The 16,029-nt window shown below is 70.5% G+C and carries 17 protein-coding genes and 1 riboswitch; of the genes, 5 read left to right on the top strand and 12 right to left on the bottom strand.

Annotated elements, in window-relative coordinates:
- Positions 1 to 134: 134 nt before the first annotated feature.
- From lpdA to V5P93_RS26515, 3 genes are all read right to left on the bottom strand, one after another.
- A complete protein-coding gene (lpdA, locus tag V5P93_RS26505; RefSeq protein ID WP_104483059.1) occupies positions 135 to 1,535 on the bottom strand; it encodes a dihydrolipoyl dehydrogenase in 1,401 nt (466 codons plus the stop codon).
- A gap of 80 nt (positions 1,536 to 1,615) precedes the next feature.
- Positions 1,616 to 2,143: a hypothetical protein gene (locus tag V5P93_RS26510; protein ID WP_104483060.1), complete on the bottom strand. Its 528-nt coding sequence runs from the start codon at positions 2,141 to 2,143 to the stop codon at positions 1,616 to 1,618.
- A gap of 182 nt (positions 2,144 to 2,325) precedes the next feature.
- Positions 2,326 to 2,631 carry an iron-sulfur cluster biosynthesis protein gene (locus tag V5P93_RS26515; RefSeq protein WP_104483061.1) on the bottom strand — a complete coding sequence of 102 codons (306 nt, stop codon included), beginning with the start codon at positions 2,629 to 2,631 and terminating at the stop codon, positions 2,326 to 2,328.
- 396 nt (positions 2,632 to 3,027) lie between these two features.
- Between V5P93_RS26515 and V5P93_RS26520 the strand changes: the two genes are divergently transcribed.
- From V5P93_RS26520 to V5P93_RS26540, 5 genes are all read left to right on the top strand, one after another.
- Entirely contained in the window at positions 3,028 to 3,504 is a 477-nt protein-coding gene (locus V5P93_RS26520) for an ANTAR domain-containing protein (protein WP_219824185.1), read from the top strand.
- Positions 3,505 to 3,667: 163 nt separating this feature from the next.
- Positions 3,668 to 4,117 carry an ATP-binding protein gene (locus V5P93_RS26525; RefSeq protein WP_104483062.1) on the top strand — a complete coding sequence of 150 codons (450 nt, stop codon included), beginning with the start codon at positions 3,668 to 3,670 and terminating at the stop codon, positions 4,115 to 4,117.
- Entirely contained in the window at positions 4,114 to 4,905 is a 792-nt protein-coding gene (locus V5P93_RS26530) for a SigB/SigF/SigG family RNA polymerase sigma factor (RefSeq protein WP_104483063.1), read from the top strand. Before V5P93_RS26525 ends, V5P93_RS26530 begins: the two co-directional genes overlap by 4 nt.
- A 72-nt stretch (positions 4,906 to 4,977) precedes the next feature.
- Positions 4,978 to 5,931, top strand: a complete 954-nt coding sequence (locus tag V5P93_RS26535) for a Ku protein (protein WP_104483064.1) — start codon at positions 4,978 to 4,980, stop codon at positions 5,929 to 5,931.
- An 88-nt stretch (positions 5,932 to 6,019) separates the two neighbouring features.
- Positions 6,020 to 6,193, top strand: a complete 174-nt coding sequence (locus tag V5P93_RS26540) for a hypothetical protein (RefSeq protein WP_181043909.1) — start codon at positions 6,020 to 6,022, stop codon at positions 6,191 to 6,193.
- A 1,317-nt stretch (positions 6,194 to 7,510) separates the two neighbouring features.
- Here the strand turns inward: V5P93_RS26540 and V5P93_RS26545 are convergent.
- From V5P93_RS26545 to V5P93_RS26585, 9 genes are all read right to left on the bottom strand, one after another.
- Positions 7,511 to 8,701, bottom strand: coding sequence for an IS4 family transposase (locus V5P93_RS26545; RefSeq protein WP_374065088.1), 1,191 nt, complete (start codon positions 8,699 to 8,701; stop codon positions 7,511 to 7,513).
- Between the two features lie 128 nt (positions 8,702 to 8,829).
- Entirely contained in the window at positions 8,830 to 10,203 is a 1,374-nt protein-coding gene (locus tag V5P93_RS26550; protein ID WP_104483437.1) for an L-serine ammonia-lyase, read from the bottom strand.
- A gap of 66 nt (positions 10,204 to 10,269) precedes the next feature.
- Positions 10,270 to 11,541, bottom strand: a complete 1,272-nt coding sequence (glyA, locus tag V5P93_RS26555; protein WP_104483438.1) for a serine hydroxymethyltransferase — start codon at positions 11,539 to 11,541, stop codon at positions 10,270 to 10,272.
- Positions 11,541 to 11,921, bottom strand: coding sequence for a glycine cleavage system protein GcvH (gcvH, locus tag V5P93_RS26560; RefSeq protein ID WP_104483439.1), 381 nt, complete (start codon positions 11,919 to 11,921; stop codon positions 11,541 to 11,543). The genes glyA and gcvH overlap by 1 nt, the downstream gene beginning before the upstream one ends.
- Before the next feature lie 21 nt (positions 11,922 to 11,942).
- Positions 11,943 to 13,043 carry a glycine cleavage system aminomethyltransferase GcvT gene (gcvT, locus tag V5P93_RS26565; protein WP_104483440.1) on the bottom strand — a complete coding sequence of 367 codons (1,101 nt, stop codon included), beginning with the start codon at positions 13,041 to 13,043 and terminating at the stop codon, positions 11,943 to 11,945.
- Between the two features lie 270 nt (positions 13,044 to 13,313).
- Positions 13,314 to 13,407, bottom strand: a riboswitch (glycine riboswitch).
- Between the two features lie 41 nt (positions 13,408 to 13,448).
- Entirely contained in the window at positions 13,449 to 14,186 is a 738-nt protein-coding gene (locus V5P93_RS26570; RefSeq protein ID WP_104483441.1) for an energy-coupling factor ABC transporter ATP-binding protein, read from the bottom strand.
- Positions 14,177 to 14,935 (bottom strand): cobalt ECF transporter T component CbiQ, encoded by a 759-nt coding sequence (cbiQ, locus tag V5P93_RS26575; RefSeq protein ID WP_104483442.1) that lies wholly within the window; start codon positions 14,933 to 14,935, stop codon positions 14,177 to 14,179. The genes V5P93_RS26570 and cbiQ overlap by 10 nt, the downstream gene beginning before the upstream one ends.
- Entirely contained in the window at positions 14,932 to 15,282 is a 351-nt protein-coding gene (locus V5P93_RS26580) for a PDGLE domain-containing protein (RefSeq protein ID WP_104483443.1), read from the bottom strand. Before V5P93_RS26580 ends, cbiQ begins: the two co-directional genes overlap by 4 nt.
- Entirely contained in the window at positions 15,279 to 15,977 is a 699-nt protein-coding gene (locus V5P93_RS26585) for an energy-coupling factor ABC transporter permease (protein WP_104483444.1), read from the bottom strand. The genes V5P93_RS26580 and V5P93_RS26585 overlap by 4 nt, the downstream gene beginning before the upstream one ends.
- Positions 15,978 to 16,029: the final 52 nt, after the last annotated feature.

The raw sequence follows: 16,029 nt of genomic DNA on the forward strand, positions 1-16,029 counted from the left end.
CCGTTCGGCCACCGTAACCCCGCGCGCCACACGCCCTCCGGCGATCGCGCGCTGTCGCATCCGGACAGGTACGGCTTTTCCCTCACCAGGGTGGAATCCGCCGCCCGCGGCGGGCGCCGCGGGCGGCGGTGTGCTCACATGTTGATCATGTGGCCGGCCAGGCCGTGGATCGCCTCCTGCAGCGCCTCGCCGAGCGTCGGGTGCGCGTGCACGTTGCGGGCGAGCTCGTGCACGGTCAGGTCCCACTTCTGCGCCAGGGTCAGCTCCGGCAGCAGCTCCGTGACGTCCGGTCCGATCAGGTGGCCACCGATCAGCTCGCCGTACTTCTTGTCGCTGATCAGCTTGACGAACCCGCCCGGGTCGCCGATGCCGTGCGCCTTGGCGTTGGCGGTGAACGGGAACTTGGCGACCTGCACGTCGTAGCCCTGCTCGCGGGCCTGCGCCTCGGTGTAGCCGAAGCTGGCGACCTGCGGCTGGCAGTAGGTCGCGCGCGGGATCATCGCGTAGTCCAGTTCCTGGGTCTCCGCGCCGGCGATGGTCTCCGCCGCGATCACGCCCATGGCCTCGGCAGCGTGCGCGAGCATGAGCTTCGCGGTGACGTCGCCGATGGCGTAGATGTGGTCCACCGAGGTGCGGCAGAAGCCGTCGATGTCGATGGCGCGGCGGTCGGTCAGCCGCACACCGGTGTTCTCCAGCCCGTAGCCCTCCACGCGCGGCACGAAACCGATGGCCTGCAGCACCTTGTCGGCCTCGATGACGTCCTGCGCGCCGCCCTTGGACACGGTCACCTTGACCTTGGCGCCGGAGTCGTCGATGGACTCCACCCGGGTGCCCACGCGGACATCGATGCCGAGCTTCTTGTAGCGGCGCAGCAGTTCCTTGGACACCTCCTCGTCCTCCAGCGGCACCATGCGGTCGAGGAACTCGACGATGGTGACCTTGACGCCGTAGTTGTGCAGGACGTAGGCGAACTCCACGCCGATGGCGCCCGCGCCCGCGATGACGATGCTCTCGGGGAGGGTGTCGGAGAGGATCTGCTCCTCGTAGGTCACCACGCGCTCGGACAGCTCCGTGCCGGGCAGCAGCCGGGTGGTGGCACCGGCGGCGATGATCGCGTTGCCGAAGGTGATGGTCTCGGTGCCGCCGTCGGTACCGGCGACCTCGATCATGTTGGCGTCGGTGAACTTCCCCCACCCGTGGTACTGGGTGATGGAGTTCTTCTTCATCAGGTAGTGCACGCCCTTGACGCGGCCGTCGGCGACGGTGCGGGAGCGGCTGAACGCGGCGCCGTAGTCGAGGCTGATCGAGCCGTCGACCTGGATGCCGAACGTCTTGGTCTCGTGCTGGAGGATGTGCGCCAGCTCGGCGTTGCGCAGGAGGGCCTTGGACGGGATGCAGCCCACGTTGAGGCAGACACCGCCCCAGTAGCGCTCCTCGATGATCGCGGTCTTGAGACCGAGCTGGGTCGCCCGGATCGCCGCGACGTACCCGCCCGGTCCCGCGCCGAGGACCACGACGTCGAAGTGTGTGCTCATGCCCCCACGATATTCGCCTCGTCCGGCGGGGGCGGACGGGAGAGCCGAGCCGCGGGGAGAGCCGGGTCACGGCCGGGGCGTCAGCCCCTGGCGAGGTCGAGCCGGACGCGCCCCAGCGCGATCTCGCCGGTCGGGCCCGGCACCGCGACGCCCGCTAACCGCAACCTGGCCCCGGCCGCCGCGTCGGCGCGTTCCACCGCCGCGTGGATCTCCCGCACCAGCGCGGGTGAGCTCAGGTCACCGGGGTCGGCGGCCGGTACCCGGCGCACGCGGACGCCGGTCGGCCCGGGCTCGCGGCCCGAGCCGACCAGGACCAGTCCGCGCACGATGCCGGGGAACTCCGCCACCACGCGGCAGGCCACCGCGGTCAGCGCGGTGTGCGCCACGACCTGGGTGCGAGTGTTGCGGTCGGCCAGGGTCTCCAGCACGTCCTCGACGCGGTCGAGCCGGGCCTCCGGGTCCGCGGTGGGCACCGCGCACCACGCGATCTGGAACCGCTGGGCCACCGGCTGCCACGCCGCGGGCAGCTCACGCGGTCTGCTCGCCGAGGGCACCAGCACCACCAGCGCGGGCCCGTGGTCCAAACCGCGCCACAACGGCGCGGGCACGCGAGTGGACCCCCTCGGAGTCACCAAACCGGTGGTCGTGCCCGTGTTCGCGATCCTGCCGACTGCCACCACGTCCGCCTCCGCCTCCCGGTCGGTTCGCCCCGGTCCGGGCTACCCACGTCAGGTGGTTTCAATCACCCGGTCGCGCGAATCACACCGGGATCACCCGCGGCGGGTCCCGCTCAACCGCGCGGGACGTCCTGTTCCAGGACCGCGAAGTTGACCTGGCCGTGCTCGTCGGCGCGCACGTCGAGCACTTTGTCCGACAACAGCTCCGCCGCGCCGGGCTCCAGGAACACCTGGGCGCCCGCGTCCGCGGTGACCACCTGGTCACCCGCGGCGGGTTCGGGGGCCAGCGCCACCGCCAGCGGCGCGCCGTCCACCTCGGGGGTGACCAGGGTGAACCGCAGTCCACCGGTCGGGGAGATCCCGTCCTGCGCCGTGAGCGCGCCGATCGCCTCGGCCGCCGCCTCTGTCACCGCCAGCATGTCTGGCTCCTTTCCGTGTCACCTTGTGGTGCGGCTTGCCCGCCCCACGGTAGGGGGAGCGCGTGGCACTCGCCGGGTGGGCGCGGCGACCCTGCCTTGTGCCCCGTTCGACGTGATCTTTAGAGTGCTCCGGTAGCGGTTGAGCAAGCAGCCGCAGCACGCCGGACCGGTGCCCCGCGGCACCGGCTCCCGGCACTCGCGGGAAGCGAGGGGCTGTGTGCTGCCCGATCCGCCGGGTTCCCCGGGGTCGGTCGCCTTCGACGCGTCCCCTCGCCATCGCGAGCCCCCGTTCGGCACGAGCCGGGGGTCTTTTGACACAGGCACAGGGACGCGGATCTGGAGGAAAACCGCCATGGGCAGCGCGGTGCGAAGACCACCGGTGGCCGGAGGGAGCCGGTGAGCCCGGACCCGACCACGCGGGTCGCCGAGCTGCAGTCCGAGTTGGACGGTCTGCGGCGCGCGCTGCGCACCCGCGCGACGATCGAGCAGGCGATGGGCGTGCTGGTGGTGCTGCGCCGGTGTTCGCCGAAGGAGGCCTTCGACGCGCTCGTGCGGCTGTCCCAGCAGTACAACACCAAGCTGCACCGGGTGGCGCGGCTGGTGGTGGACATGTTCGCCGAACCGGCGGTGGAGCCGATGGACGCCTACCTGCGGCGCCGCACGGGCCAGGACGCACCGGACGGCGACCCGGACGCCGGTCCCGGTGCGTTCGACGCCGCGCTGCTGGACGCGGTGCGCGCACTGTCCGCGGTGACGCCGGGCACACCGGAGCTGGACCTGGCGCTGCGCGACCTGTACCGGGTGCTGGTGGAGCAGGGCTGGGTGCCGCCGTACGACGTGCTCGGCCCGATCGCGGACGGGCAGCGGGCCTGAGCTCACGCGGAGGGGGCGAGAAGTGAGCGGCACTCGAACGCGCACGTGTCCCCCGGCGGGATTCGGGGTACGTGCTCGACATGACCGCCGTACCGCCCCCCGCTTCCTCCGCGCCCACCTGCGCCGTCCGCGCGGGCGCGCGGGCGCGTGCCGGGGTACCGCGATGACCGGCGACGTCGGCGGCGAGCTGCGGCTGGGGCCGGTGCCGCCCGCGGTGCCGTCGGCCGCGCGGGTGGAGCTGCGGCTGGGCGCCGACCAGGCGAACCTCACGGTGGCGCGGTCGGTCGCGCGCTCCACCGCGGCGATGCTGGACGCCGACCTGGACACCATCTCGGACCTGACGCTGGCCGTGGACGAGGTGTGCTCCACGCTGATCCGGCTGGCGGCCCCCGGTGAGCCGGTCGAGCTGACGTTCCGCCGGTCCGCGGCGGCGATGACGGTGGACGCCTCGGTCGTGGCCGTCGACGACGCGGGCCCGGACACCGGCACCTTCGGCTGGCAGATCCTCGACGCGCTGGTCGACCAGGTCAGCTTCGCGGTCAGACCGGACCCGCGCGGCAGACCGGTCGTGCGGATAACCCTGGTCCTGACCCGGACGGCGGGTGCCGGGTGAGCGCGGCCTCATCCACGGGTCCCGAGCACGAGTACAGCCACCTGGCCCCGCTGTTCGCCGAACTGGCCGACCTGGCCGACGGCGACGCGCGGCGGGACTCCGTGCGGGACGACCTCGTCACCGGCCACCTCCCGCTGGCCGAGCACATCGCGCTGCGCTTCGCCCACCGCGGCGTCGGCCGCGACGACCTCACCCAGGTCGCCACCGTGGGGCTGATCAACGCGGTGGACCGGTTCGACCCGGGCCGGGGCATCGACTTCCTGTCCTTCGCCGTGCCCACGATCATGGGCGAGGTGCGCCGGTACTTCCGCGACACGGCCTGGTCGGTGCGGGTGCCGCGGCGGCTCAAGGAGCTGCACCTGACCATCAGCGCGGCGGGCAACGAGCTGTCGCAGCGGCTGGGGCGGGCGCCGACGCCGAGCGAGATCGCCGCGCACCTGGGGATGAGCCGCGAAGAGGTGTACGAGGGCCTGGAGGCCGGTCAGGTGTACCAGTCGGTGTCGCTGGACGAGGCGCTGTCCGCGGGCGACCCCGACTCCGACCCGCTGGCCGACACCCTCGGCGAGGATGACGCGGCGCTCGGCGGCATCGAGGACTACGAGTCGCTGCGCCCCCTGATCGAGCGCCTGCCCGAGCGCGAACGCCGGATCCTGATGCTGCGGTTCTTCAAGAACATGACCCAGACCCAGATCGCGGAGAAGATCGGCGTCTCCCAGATGCACGTCTCCCGGCTGCTGGCGCGCACGCTGGAAACACTGCGTGCCGGACTGGTGACCGACGAGCGCTGAACAGGACTTCTGCCCGATCGATGGGCCACACTGGGGCCCGACGAGGGTTTCGCAGGGGTTCGGGAGGCCGCGGTGGCACGACCGGTTTGGCACGGCGCGATCAACTTCGGTCTGGTCACGGTGCCGGTGGACATGTTCGGGGCGACCGAGGACCACACCATCAGCTTCCGCCAGTTCGAGCGGGGCACCTCGGACCGCATCCGCTACAAGCGCGTCAACGAGCGCACCGGAGCCGAGGTGGCGTACTCCGACATCGTCAAGGGCGCCGAGATCGGCGGCGGCGAGTACGTGATCATCGAACCGGAGGAGCTGGACCAGATCGCCCCCGGCCGCTCGCGCACGATCGACATCACCTCGTTCGTGGGACTGGACGAGATCGACCCGGTGCACTTCCAGAAGACGTACTGGCTGGCACCGTCGAAAGAGGAATACGGCAAGGCGTACGGCCTGCTGCTGCAGGCGATGCGCAAGACCAACCGGGCGGGCATCGCCACGTTCGTCATGCGCGGCAAGGAATACCTGACGGCGGTCCGCGCGGGCGACGACGACCTGCTGGTGCTGACCACGATGCTGTTCATCGAGGACATCCGCGACCCGGCGAAGGAACTGAAGTCGCTGCCCGAGATCACCCCGGCCCGCGGCAAGGAACTCGACATGGCGGTCAACCTCATCGAGTCCATGGCCGACGACTGGAACCCCCACGACTACCACGACACCTACACCCAACGGGTGGAGCAGCTGATCGAAGACAAGAAACAGGGCCGCGAAGTGGTGGCGGGCGAGGAACCCAGCCGCCCGACCAAGGTCGTGGACCTGTTCGAGGCGTTGAGCAAGAGCGTGGAGAGCAGGCGGAAACGCCGCGCGGACCCGGGTTCCGAAGAGCAGGCGGAGGATTTGGGTAGCCTGAGCAAGGCGGATCTCGACCGGAGGGCGAGGGAACTGGACATCAAGGGCCGCTCCAAGATGTCCCGCCCCGACCTGGAGGCAGCCGTAGCCGCCGCCATCCGCCCCCGGCGCGCCTCCTGACCCACGCACCACCCCCACCCACGCCGCTTCCGTTCCCACTCCGCCCACCACCTCCGCCCGCAGCCGATTCCGCACCCCGGAGCCACCCGTGACCTGCCCCGACTGCTCGGCCGAACTGGCACACTGCCACGGAACCCTGCTGACCTGGCTCGCGGAGTGCACGGACCCGGCCTGCGCGGACCCGGACCCGCTCAACCACAACCTGATCATCACCACCCCGGAAGACCTGGCCCCGGCCACCCATCTCCCCCACGCCGCCTAACCCGATCGAGCCTCACACCCTCCACACCCGACTCTCTGCAATGGACAGTCACCCGACCGGCGCCCCGCTGATTCACCGCATCCAGCGACCCAATCCGGGAACCAAACAGGTGTTCGATTTCGTTGCTTGATATATGCAGTGCGCCCAAGCGACAAGTGCCCTCCAACGCCCACAAGGAAAGGACAGCCCCACCCGCTCCACCCCACTCCCAACCACCCACTCCCCACCACCCGCCTGAAGTACTCGTCCCAAGGCGCCCGCACGAGCTCACCGCTCCCTCTCACCAACCCGCGCTCCCCGGCCTCCCCTACCTCCGGCAGCCGCAAGGCGAGCCGGCGGCCAGCCGGAACCCGGCACATGCGCCCGGAGTCCCGCGCAGTGCGGAATCCTGGATGGTTCGCCCTCGCCCGGAGGCCCGCCGACGACCGGCCTGCCGACCTCGGTCCGGAAGCGGCCGGGGGCATGGCGTTGTCCCCCCGCGTGGACAGCCGCAGGCACAAACATCGAGGCGTCTCCGCACCACTCGGCCTCCCCTGGTCTCCGCCAGCTGTGATCGGGGCGGGTAACCGCCGGCGAGTGGTTTGGCGCGAGTTGAGCCGCGACGAGCCACCAGTCCCACATGGACCTGCGCGGGGCGTGCACGCACGGCCCGCCGAGGGAAGGGGCACCGCCAGCCGTCGGCGCGGGCGAGAGCCAACTGGCGCGAGGCATGTTCGGCGCGGGCGAGAGCCGACTGGCGCGGGGTGTGTTCGGCGGGAGCGAGACTCGACCGGCGCGGGGCGTGATCGGCGCGAGCGAGACTCGACCGGCGCGAGGCGTGATCGGCGCGAGCGAGACTCGACCGGCGCGGGGCGTGATCGGCGGGAGCGAGACTCGACCGGCGCGAGGCGTGATCGGCGCGAGCGAGAGCCGACCGGCGCGGGGCGTGATCGGCGGGAGCGAGACTCGACCGGCGCGAGGCGTGATCGGCGCGAGCGAGAGCCGACCGGCGCGGGGCGTGATCGGCGCGAGCGAGAGCCGACCGGCGCGGGGCGTGATCGGCGCGAGCGAGAGCCGACCGGCGCGGGGTGTGGTCGGCTAGCCCCAATGCCGGTCGGTTAGGTGGTTTCGGCTGGTCGGCGGCGGTGTCGGGTCGTGCTGGGCGGGGTGAGGGTGATGTTCGAGTGAGGTGGTCGGCTGTTTCGGAGTTGTTGTCGGTGTCGTGCGCGTTTGACCGGGAAGTTGCTCATTTTCCGTTTGATCACCCGCGGGTAGCTCCGGTGGCGGCGTTCCGGGTTGATCTCGCTGCCGACCTCGATCAGCAACATCCGATAGTGGTCATCGCTGTGCGTGAGGGGGGAAAGATCCCGGCGCCCAGATACGGGACCGGATGACGCGTACCGTGTTTTTGTGTGAGATCCGATCAGGATCGAGCTTCGCGTGATCGGCGGCGTCGACCTGCACACACATCGTGGCGTAGTGCACCGCCAGATGCGCCCAGAACTCCTGCCGTACCCCGTCGGGCGATTTCGACCGGAAGATCTTCTCGGTATTGAGTTGGACACTCTTGATCTGTTTGAGGAAGCCCTCGATGTCCCACCGTTCGTGATAGAGCGCGGCCAGTTCCTTCGCGGGCGCCAGAAGCGGGTCCAGGATCGTGGTCACCAACCGGTACACCTCCTCCGTCCACGGCAATCGGTACTCGATCAGCCGTAGCCGGAAAGATGGTTGGCCCGAACTCCTCGGCGGGGTGATCTCGGCGATACAGGAACCGTCCGATAGTGTCTCCACCGGCCGTGGGGCGAGGTTCGCGGTCACTCTCCACAGCAGGTCGGCGCCGGTATCCACGGCCTTGGCCCAGCGACGGGACGAGTAGATGTGCCGGTCGGCCAACACCAGCATGCCCGGCCGCAATGAAGAGAACATCTCCTCGATCAACATCGTTTCCGCGGCGGCATAGCCATCCATCCGGGCATCGAATACCGCGTGGGTTCCCAACTCGACCACACACGCCGCTTGAATCTGAGGATACGCCGTCTTTCCCTCGCCGCGCCCTGAACCGGGTCGCCCGAACTCGCGATCGTTCTCCTCGGTATCCGGCACCGTGAACGTCGTCCCGTCAACCGCTGTCAACAACCAATCCCCATACCACGCGCCTATCGTCTCCCGGCACGCTCTCGGTCGTATCACCGCCCGCACCGCGGTCTCCATCGGCTCCGAACCCAGACGACGACGAGCATCACCGATCGAACCGGTCGTCGGTACCCGATAGCCCTGCCCTCCACGACCGAACGCCGACATGAGAATCTTCATCGTCGACCGGTACGACTCATTCGGGAAAAGACACAAAGCAAGCGTGAAATAGAAGACCAACCGAGCAGGCAATGCGCGGGTCCGCTGTTCCCGACGCCAATACTGGTCAATGACCCGATCGACCAACTCCACCGGAAACGTCCGAGTCAGCACACCAACCGCAGCCCGGTCGGCCAGACCGCCGCCCTCGCGCACACCCAACCCAAGATCCACCACCGCAGGCTACAGCCCCGCCATGACCTAACCGACCGGCATTGCGGCTAGCCCGTGAGAGCGCGATCGGCTAGCCCGTGAGAGGGGGCGCGCATCGGGGGTGTCACGCGCAGCGGGGTGTCAGGGGTGGGTCAGCACTCGATGACGTTGAGGGCTAGGCCGCCGCGGGCGGTTTCCTTGTACTTGGTGTGCATGTCGGCGCCGGTTTCGCGCATGGTTTTGATGACCTTGTCGAGGTGGACGACGTGGGTGCCGTCGCCGCGCAGGGCCATGCGGGAGGCGTTGATGGCCTTGGTGGAGCCGACGGCGTTGCGCTCGATGCAGGGGATCTGGACGAGGCCGCCGACGGGGTCGCAGGTGAGGCCGAGGTGGTGTTCGAGGCCGATCTCGGCGGCGTTCTCGACCTGGGCGACGGTGCCGCCGAGGACGGCGGTGAGGCCGGCGGCGGCCATGGCGCAGGCGGAGCCGACCTCGCCCTGGCAGCCGACCTCCGCGCCGGAGATGGAGCCGGTTTCCTTGAGCACGACGCCGATCGCGGCGGCGGTGAGCAGGAAGTCGACGACGCCGTCGTCGGTCGCGACGGACAGGAACCGCGTGTAGTAGTGCAGGACGGCGGGGATGATGCCCGCGGCGCCGTTGGTGGGGGCGGTGACGACGCGGCCGCCGGAGGCGTTCTCCTCGTTGACGGCCAGGGCGTACAGGCTGACCCAGTCCATCACGTAGAGGGGGTCGCCCGCACCGTCCTCGGCGGCGAGTTTGGCGTGCAGGGCGTGGGCGCGGCGCGGGACTTTGAGCCCGCCGGGCAGGACGCCTTCGCGTTCGCAGCCGCGGGTGACGCAGTCCTGCATGACCTGCCAGATCCCGAGCAGCCCGGAGCGCACTTCCGCCTGGGTGCGCCACACGAGTTCGTTGGCGAGCATGACCTCGGCGATGGTTTTGCCGTCGTCCTCGCAGTGCCGCAGCAGGTCCGCCGCCGTGCGGAACGGGTAGGGCACGGGGGTGGTGTCGGCGGAGATGACGGGTCCGTCGGTGGAGTTCTCGTCGAGGACGAAGCCGCCGCCGACGGAGTAGTACGTGCGGTGGGCCAGTTCGTCGCCCGACGCGGTCCAGGCGGCGAAGGTCATGCCGTTGGGGTGCAGGGGCAGCGACTTGCGCCGGTGCATGACGAGGTCGTCGTCTTCGGTGAAGGCGATGTCGTGGGCGCCTAGCAGCCGCAGTCTGCCCGCGGCGCGGATGGCGGCGACGCGGTCGGGGACGGTGTCGGTGTCGACGTCCTCGGGTCGTTCGCCTTCGAGCCCCAGCAGGACGGCTTTGTCGCTGCCGTGGCCGTGGCCGGTGGCGCCGAGCGAGCCGAACAGCTCGGCCCGCACCCGCGCGACCTCGTCCAGCCGACCGGCGGCGCGCAGCCCCTCGACGAACATCAGGGCCGCGCGCATGGGGCCCACGGTGTGCGAGCTGGACGGCCCGATGCCGATGCTGAACAGGTCGAAGGCGCTGACCGCCACGACAACCTCCTGGTACGGGTGACGACCGGGTGGGGGCCGGGTCGCGGCCCCCACCGGGTGGTCTTCTCAGCCCAGCTCCGGGTAGAGCGGGCGGCGCTTGACCAGCAGGTCCACGCGGTCGCGCAGGGCCTGGCCGGTCTGGTCGTCGAAGTCGGGTCGCAGCGCGACCGCGATGATGTCGGCGACCTCGGTGAAGTCCTCGGCCTGGAAGCCGCGGGTGGCCAGGGCCGGGGTGCCGATGCGCAGCCCGGAGGTGACCATCGGCGGTCGCGGGTCGAAGGGCACCGCGTTGCGGTTGACGGTGATGCCGATCGAGTGCAGCCGGTCCTCGGCCTGCTGCCCGTCGAGCTCGGAGGCCACCAGGTCGACCAGGACCAGGTGGACGTCCGTGCCGCCGCTGGCCACCTTGACGCCCGCGGCGGCGCAGTCCGGGGCCGAGAGCCGTTCCGCCAGGATGCGCGCACCCTCGAGTACCCGCCGCTGCCGCTCGGCGAACTCCTCGGTGGCGGCGATCTTGAAGCTGACCGCCTTGGCCGCGATGACGTGTTCGAGCGGGCCGCCCTGCTGGCCGGGGAACACCGCGGAGTTGACCTTCTTGGCCAGCGCCTTGGTGCTGAGCACGACGCCGCCGCGGGGTCCGCCGAGGGTCTTGTGCGTGGTGGTGGTGACCAGGTGGGCGTGCGGGACGGGGCTGGGGTGCAGCCCGGCGGCGACCAGGCCCGCGAAGTGCGCCATGTCGACCATGAGCAGCGCGTCGACCTTGTCCGCGACGCGGCGGAACGCGGCGAAGTCGAGCTGCCGCGGGTAGGCGGACCAGCCCGCGATGATCAGCTTCGGCCGGTGCTCGACGGCGAGCCGCTCGACCTCGGCCATGTCGACCACGCCGGTCTCGCGGTCGACCTGGTAGGCGACCACGTTGTACAGCCGCCCGGAGAAGTTGATTTTCATGCCGTGCGTGAGGTGGCCGCCGTGCGCGAGGTCGAGGCCGAGGATGGTGTCGCCGGGTTCGAGCACGGCGGACATGGCCGCGGCGTTGGCCGAGGCGCCGGAGTGCGGCTGGACGTTGGCCGCCTCGGCGCCGAAGAGGGCCTTGACCCGCTCGATGGCGAGTTTCTCCACGACGTCGACGTGCTCGCAGCCGCCGTAGTAGCGGCGGCCGGGGTAGCCCTCGGCGTACTTGTTGGTCAGCACGGTGCCCTGGGCCTCGAGCACGCCGATGGGGGCGAAGTTCTCGGAGGCGATCATCTCCAGGGTGGACTGCTGCCGGTGCAGCTCGGCGGCGACCGCCGCGGCGACCTCGGGGTCGACCTCGGCCAGCGGCTGCGCGAAGGTGCTCATCAGCCCTCTTCCCTGGTCTTCTCGGTGTACTCGTCGGCGGTCAGCAGTTCGAGGTCGCCGGTGACCTCGAAGCGGAAGAGCCAGCCGTCGCCGAACGGGTCGGTGTTGACCAGCTCCGGGGTGTCGACGACGGCCTCGTTGATCTCCACGACGGTGCCGTCGGCGGGGGCGAACAGGTCGGACACCGACTTGGTGGACTCGATCTCGCCGCACGGCTCGCCCTTGGTGAGCTTCGCGCCGACCTCGGGCAGCTGTACGAAGACCACGTCACCGAGGGAGGTGGCGGCGTAGGCGGTGACGCCCACGGTGGCCGACTTCGTGTCGGCGGAGTCGACCCACTCGTGGTCTTCGGTGTAGCCGAGGTTGCTGGGGTTGCTCATCTTGGTTCTCGATCTCCCTGCTCAGGCTGGACGCTGGTAAAAGGGCAGCTTGACGACCTCGACCGGGGCCTGGGTGCCGCGGATGTCGACCGTCAGCGCGGTGCCGGGCCCGCTGACCGCGATCGGCACGTAGGCCATGGCGATCGGGTGGCCGAGGGTCGGCGAGAGCGCGCCGCTGGTGACCGTACCGACCTCGGTGCCGTCGGCGTCGAGCACGGCGTACCCGTGTCGGGGGGCGCGCTTGCCGGTGCCGACGAGGCCGACGAGGACCTTCTCCGGCACGTCGGCGTCGCGGCGCCGCTCAAGGGCCGCTTGGCCGACGAACCCGCCCGCTTTGTCGAACTTGACCACGCGGCCCAGGGCCGCGTCGAACGGGGTGAGGTCGGCGCTCAACTCGTTGCCGTAGAGCGGCATCCCGGCTTCGAGCCGCAGCGTGTCGCGGCAGGCCAGGCCGGCCGGGGTGAGGCCGTGGGGGGCGCCCGCGGCGGTGAGGGCCTGCCACACCTCGGCGGCGAGCGGACCGTCCACATAGATCTCGAAGCCGTCCTCGCCGGTGTAGCCGGTGCGGGCGAGGAGGACGTCGTGGCCCGCGGCGGTGGCCGGGACGCTGGCGTAGTAGGCCAGGGTGTCGAGGTCGGCGCCGGTGACCTCGCGGATGATCGCGGCCGAGGTGGGGCCCTGGACGGCGATGAGGGCGAGGTCGGCGGAGCGGTCGGCGACCTCGACGTCGAATCCCGCGGCCCGTTCGCGCAGTTCGGCGGCGACCGTGGCGGCGTTGGAGGCGTTGGCGACGACCAGGTACTTCTCGGCCGCGAGCCGGTAGACGACGAGGTCGTCGAGGACGCCGCCGTCGGTGTCGCAGATCATCGTGTAGCGGGCCTTGCCGGGTTTGACCGCGGAGAGCTTGCCGACGAGGGCGTGGTCGAGTGCCTTGGCCGCGTCGGGGCCGGTCAGTTCGATCTCGCCCATGTGGCTGAGGTCGAACAGCCCGGCCGCGGTGCGCACGGCCTTGTGCTCGGCCAGTTCACTGCCGTAGCGCAGGGGCATCGCCCAGCCTGCGAAGTCGGTGAACGCGGCTCCCAGGGCCTCGTGCACCGCGTGCAGTGGGGAGGGGGTGCTCATGGCGGTCGGGTCTCCTTCGGCGCGCCGGGAATTCTGCTTTTCCGCAGCGTGACACGCCGGGCACGCGTCGTGCAGCGTGACCGGTGGGTCTGTGGATGGTTGGTGGGTATGTGGACAACTGAGGATCATGGGAGCTCCTGGGCAGCGCGCCGGGTGCGGTGCGCCCGGCACTGGGAACTCCCCCTCTGTCATGGCACCTGAGAGCTTCACCGCGAACGCGGCTTGCACCGTGGGTGAGACGCCGAGTTCGCGTCTTCTTTCCAGAGCGGCCTGGCTGGAACGGTAGCTTTACCTGAGAGATTGGCGGGGAGCTTGCTCCTTCGGTGCCCCGACGCGTGGTCGGGGGCTCTCCCGTTCCGGCTCTTGCGGCCCGTTATGCGGTTGTGTGCCTATCCGCTGGGGACACTAGCCGAGCCGGAACCCGAACGGAAGTTCCAGGCGGTGCGCGGCCAAGAGGGCCTCGTCGGCCAAGAGCTCGCGGGTGGGGCCGTCCGCGACGATGACGCCGTCGTCGATGAGCACGCTCCGTGGGCACAGTTGCAGTGCGTAGGGCAGGTCGTGGGTGACCATGAGCGTGGTGCGGTCGAGGCCGAGGAGGACTTCGGCGAGTTCGCGGCGGGCGCGGGGTTCGAGGTTGGCCGACGGTTCGTCGAGGACGAGGATCTCGGGGTCGCAGGCCAGGACGGTGGCGAGGGCGACGCGGCGGCGTTGTCCGCCGGAGAGGTGCATGGGTGAGCGGTCGGCGTGTTCGGCCATGCCGACGTCGTCGAGGGCGCGGGTGACGCGGGCGTCGAGGTCGGTGCCGCGCAGGCCGAAGTTGGCGGGGCCGAAGGCGACGTCGTCGCGGACGGTGGGCATGAACAGTTGGTCGTCGGGGTCTTGGAAGACGATGCCGACGCGTCTGCGGATCTCTTTGAGGTGGGGTTTGGCGACGGGCAGTCCGGCGACCTCGACGGTGCCCTGGCCGGTGAGGATGCCGTTGAGGTGCAGCACGAGGGTGGTTTTGCCCGCGCCGTTGGGTCCCAGGACGGCGACCCGTTCCCCCGGTTCCACGCGCAGGTTGATGCCGTAGAGGGCTTGGTGGCCGTCCGGGTACGCGTAGGCGAGGCGTTCGACGAGCAGCGCGGGCGGTGTCACGGCCATAGGGCCATACCCAACACGACGGCCGCCGTCGCGGTGGGAGCGAGCCCGGTGAGCCACGCGACGGCACCGGCACTACGGCCGCTGTCGGGCATCTTGCCTGACCAGCCACGGGAGACCATGGCGAGGTGGACGCGTTCACCGCGCTCGTAGCTGCGGACGAACAGGGTTCCGATACCGCGTGCGGTTGCGCCTACCTGCCACAGGAATCGCGGGTTGTGGCCGCGGGAGATGCGGGCGAGGCGCATGCGGCGGGCTTCGGCGGCGATGACGTCGAGGTAGCGCAGCATCAGCGTGGCGATGGTGATGACCATGGCGGGGACGTGGAGTCGTTGTAGGCCCACGATCAGTTCCCGGGGCGCGGTGGTGGCGGCCAGGGTAAGAGAGACGAGCACGCCAAGAGTGCCTTTGACGAGGATGTTCCAACCGGACAGCAGACCGTGCTCGGATAGGGCCATTCCCAGCACGTCGACGGTGGGTCCACCCGCCACAAATGGCATCACGAACGCCAAGACGACGAACGGTGCCTCGATGAGGGCTCTTGTGGCCACCCAGCCCGGCGGTATGCGCGCGATGGACCACACGGCGGCCAAGAGCAGCAGGTAGACGCCGAAGGCCCAGTACCGCTCGCGCGGGGTGGACACGACACAGAGGACGGCCAGCACGGCCGCCACGATCTTGACCTGCGGTGCCAGCCGGTGGACGGGTGTGTTCCCCGGGCGGTGCAGCGGGTGGGCGTGGCCCCCGCTCACTTGGTGGGGCGCCTGCGCAGCAGCCAGAACAGGCCACCCGCGACCACTACGGTGACGGCGACGCCGATGACGCCCGCGAGTCCCGTAGTGCCCTCACCGCCGTTGACGACGTAGTCGGCGAGCGGACTGCCCGCGAGGTGGTGGTCCTTGGCGTTCTGCGCGATGCAGGTGCCCTGGAGGGTCTCCCCGCCGTGACCGTCCTCGACGACTTGGCAGCCGGCGAGGGTGGCGTGGTCGAGGCCGTCGGGGTTCGAGTCGGCGAAGTAGGACACCGCCCCCGCGAGGACCAGGGCGACCAGCAGGAAACCGAGCAGGAACCCGGTGTTGCGTCTGGTCTTGGTGCTCACGCGGGGCTCTCCTCACGCACGTCGAGCGGGCGGCGCGCGCCGCGCAGCAGGTGGACCAGGTCGGGGCGGACGGCGGCGATGGCCACCACGGTCAGCGCGGTGATGACGCCCTCGCCGATCCCGATGAGGCAGTGCACGCCGACGATCGTCGCGGTCACGCCGCCGAGGCCGAACGCCGGGTCGCCGCCGAGGGCGAACTCCAGGACGAAGCCGAGGGAGGCGACCACGGTGTTGACGAACGCGGCGGTGAACGCGACCGCGGCCAGGCCGGGTTTGGTGCGGGTGAAGCGCTTGAGGACGGTCGCGACGGCGAACCCGACGGCGGTGCCGATGATCGCCATGTTGGTGACGTTGGCGCCGAGCGCGGTGACGCCGCCGTCGGCGAACACGAGCGCCTGCACGACCAGGACGATCGAGACGCACAGCGCGCCGACCCAGGGGCCGACGAGGATCGCGGCCAGCGCCCCGCCGAGCAGGTGGCCGCTGACGCCGGGCAGCACGGGGAAGTTCAGCATCTGGGTGGCGAACACGAACGCGGCGACCAGCCCGGCCATGGGGGCGGTGCGGTCGTCGAGGTCGTCGCGGGCCCGCGCCGCGGCCACCGCGATCCCGATCACGGCGACGGCCGCGAAGAGCAGTGAGGTGGTGGTGTTGAGGAGGCCGTCACTCATGTGCATGGCGACATCGGCGGTCATGCGCACCTCCCGGGGACCTGGGGTGGGGGTCGAGCGTAGTTGCCTACCGGAC

The sequence above is a fragment of the Actinokineospora auranticolor genome, assembly GCF_041897805.1.
Lineage (GTDB): Bacteria > Actinomycetota > Actinomycetes > Mycobacteriales > Pseudonocardiaceae > Actinokineospora > Actinokineospora auranticolor.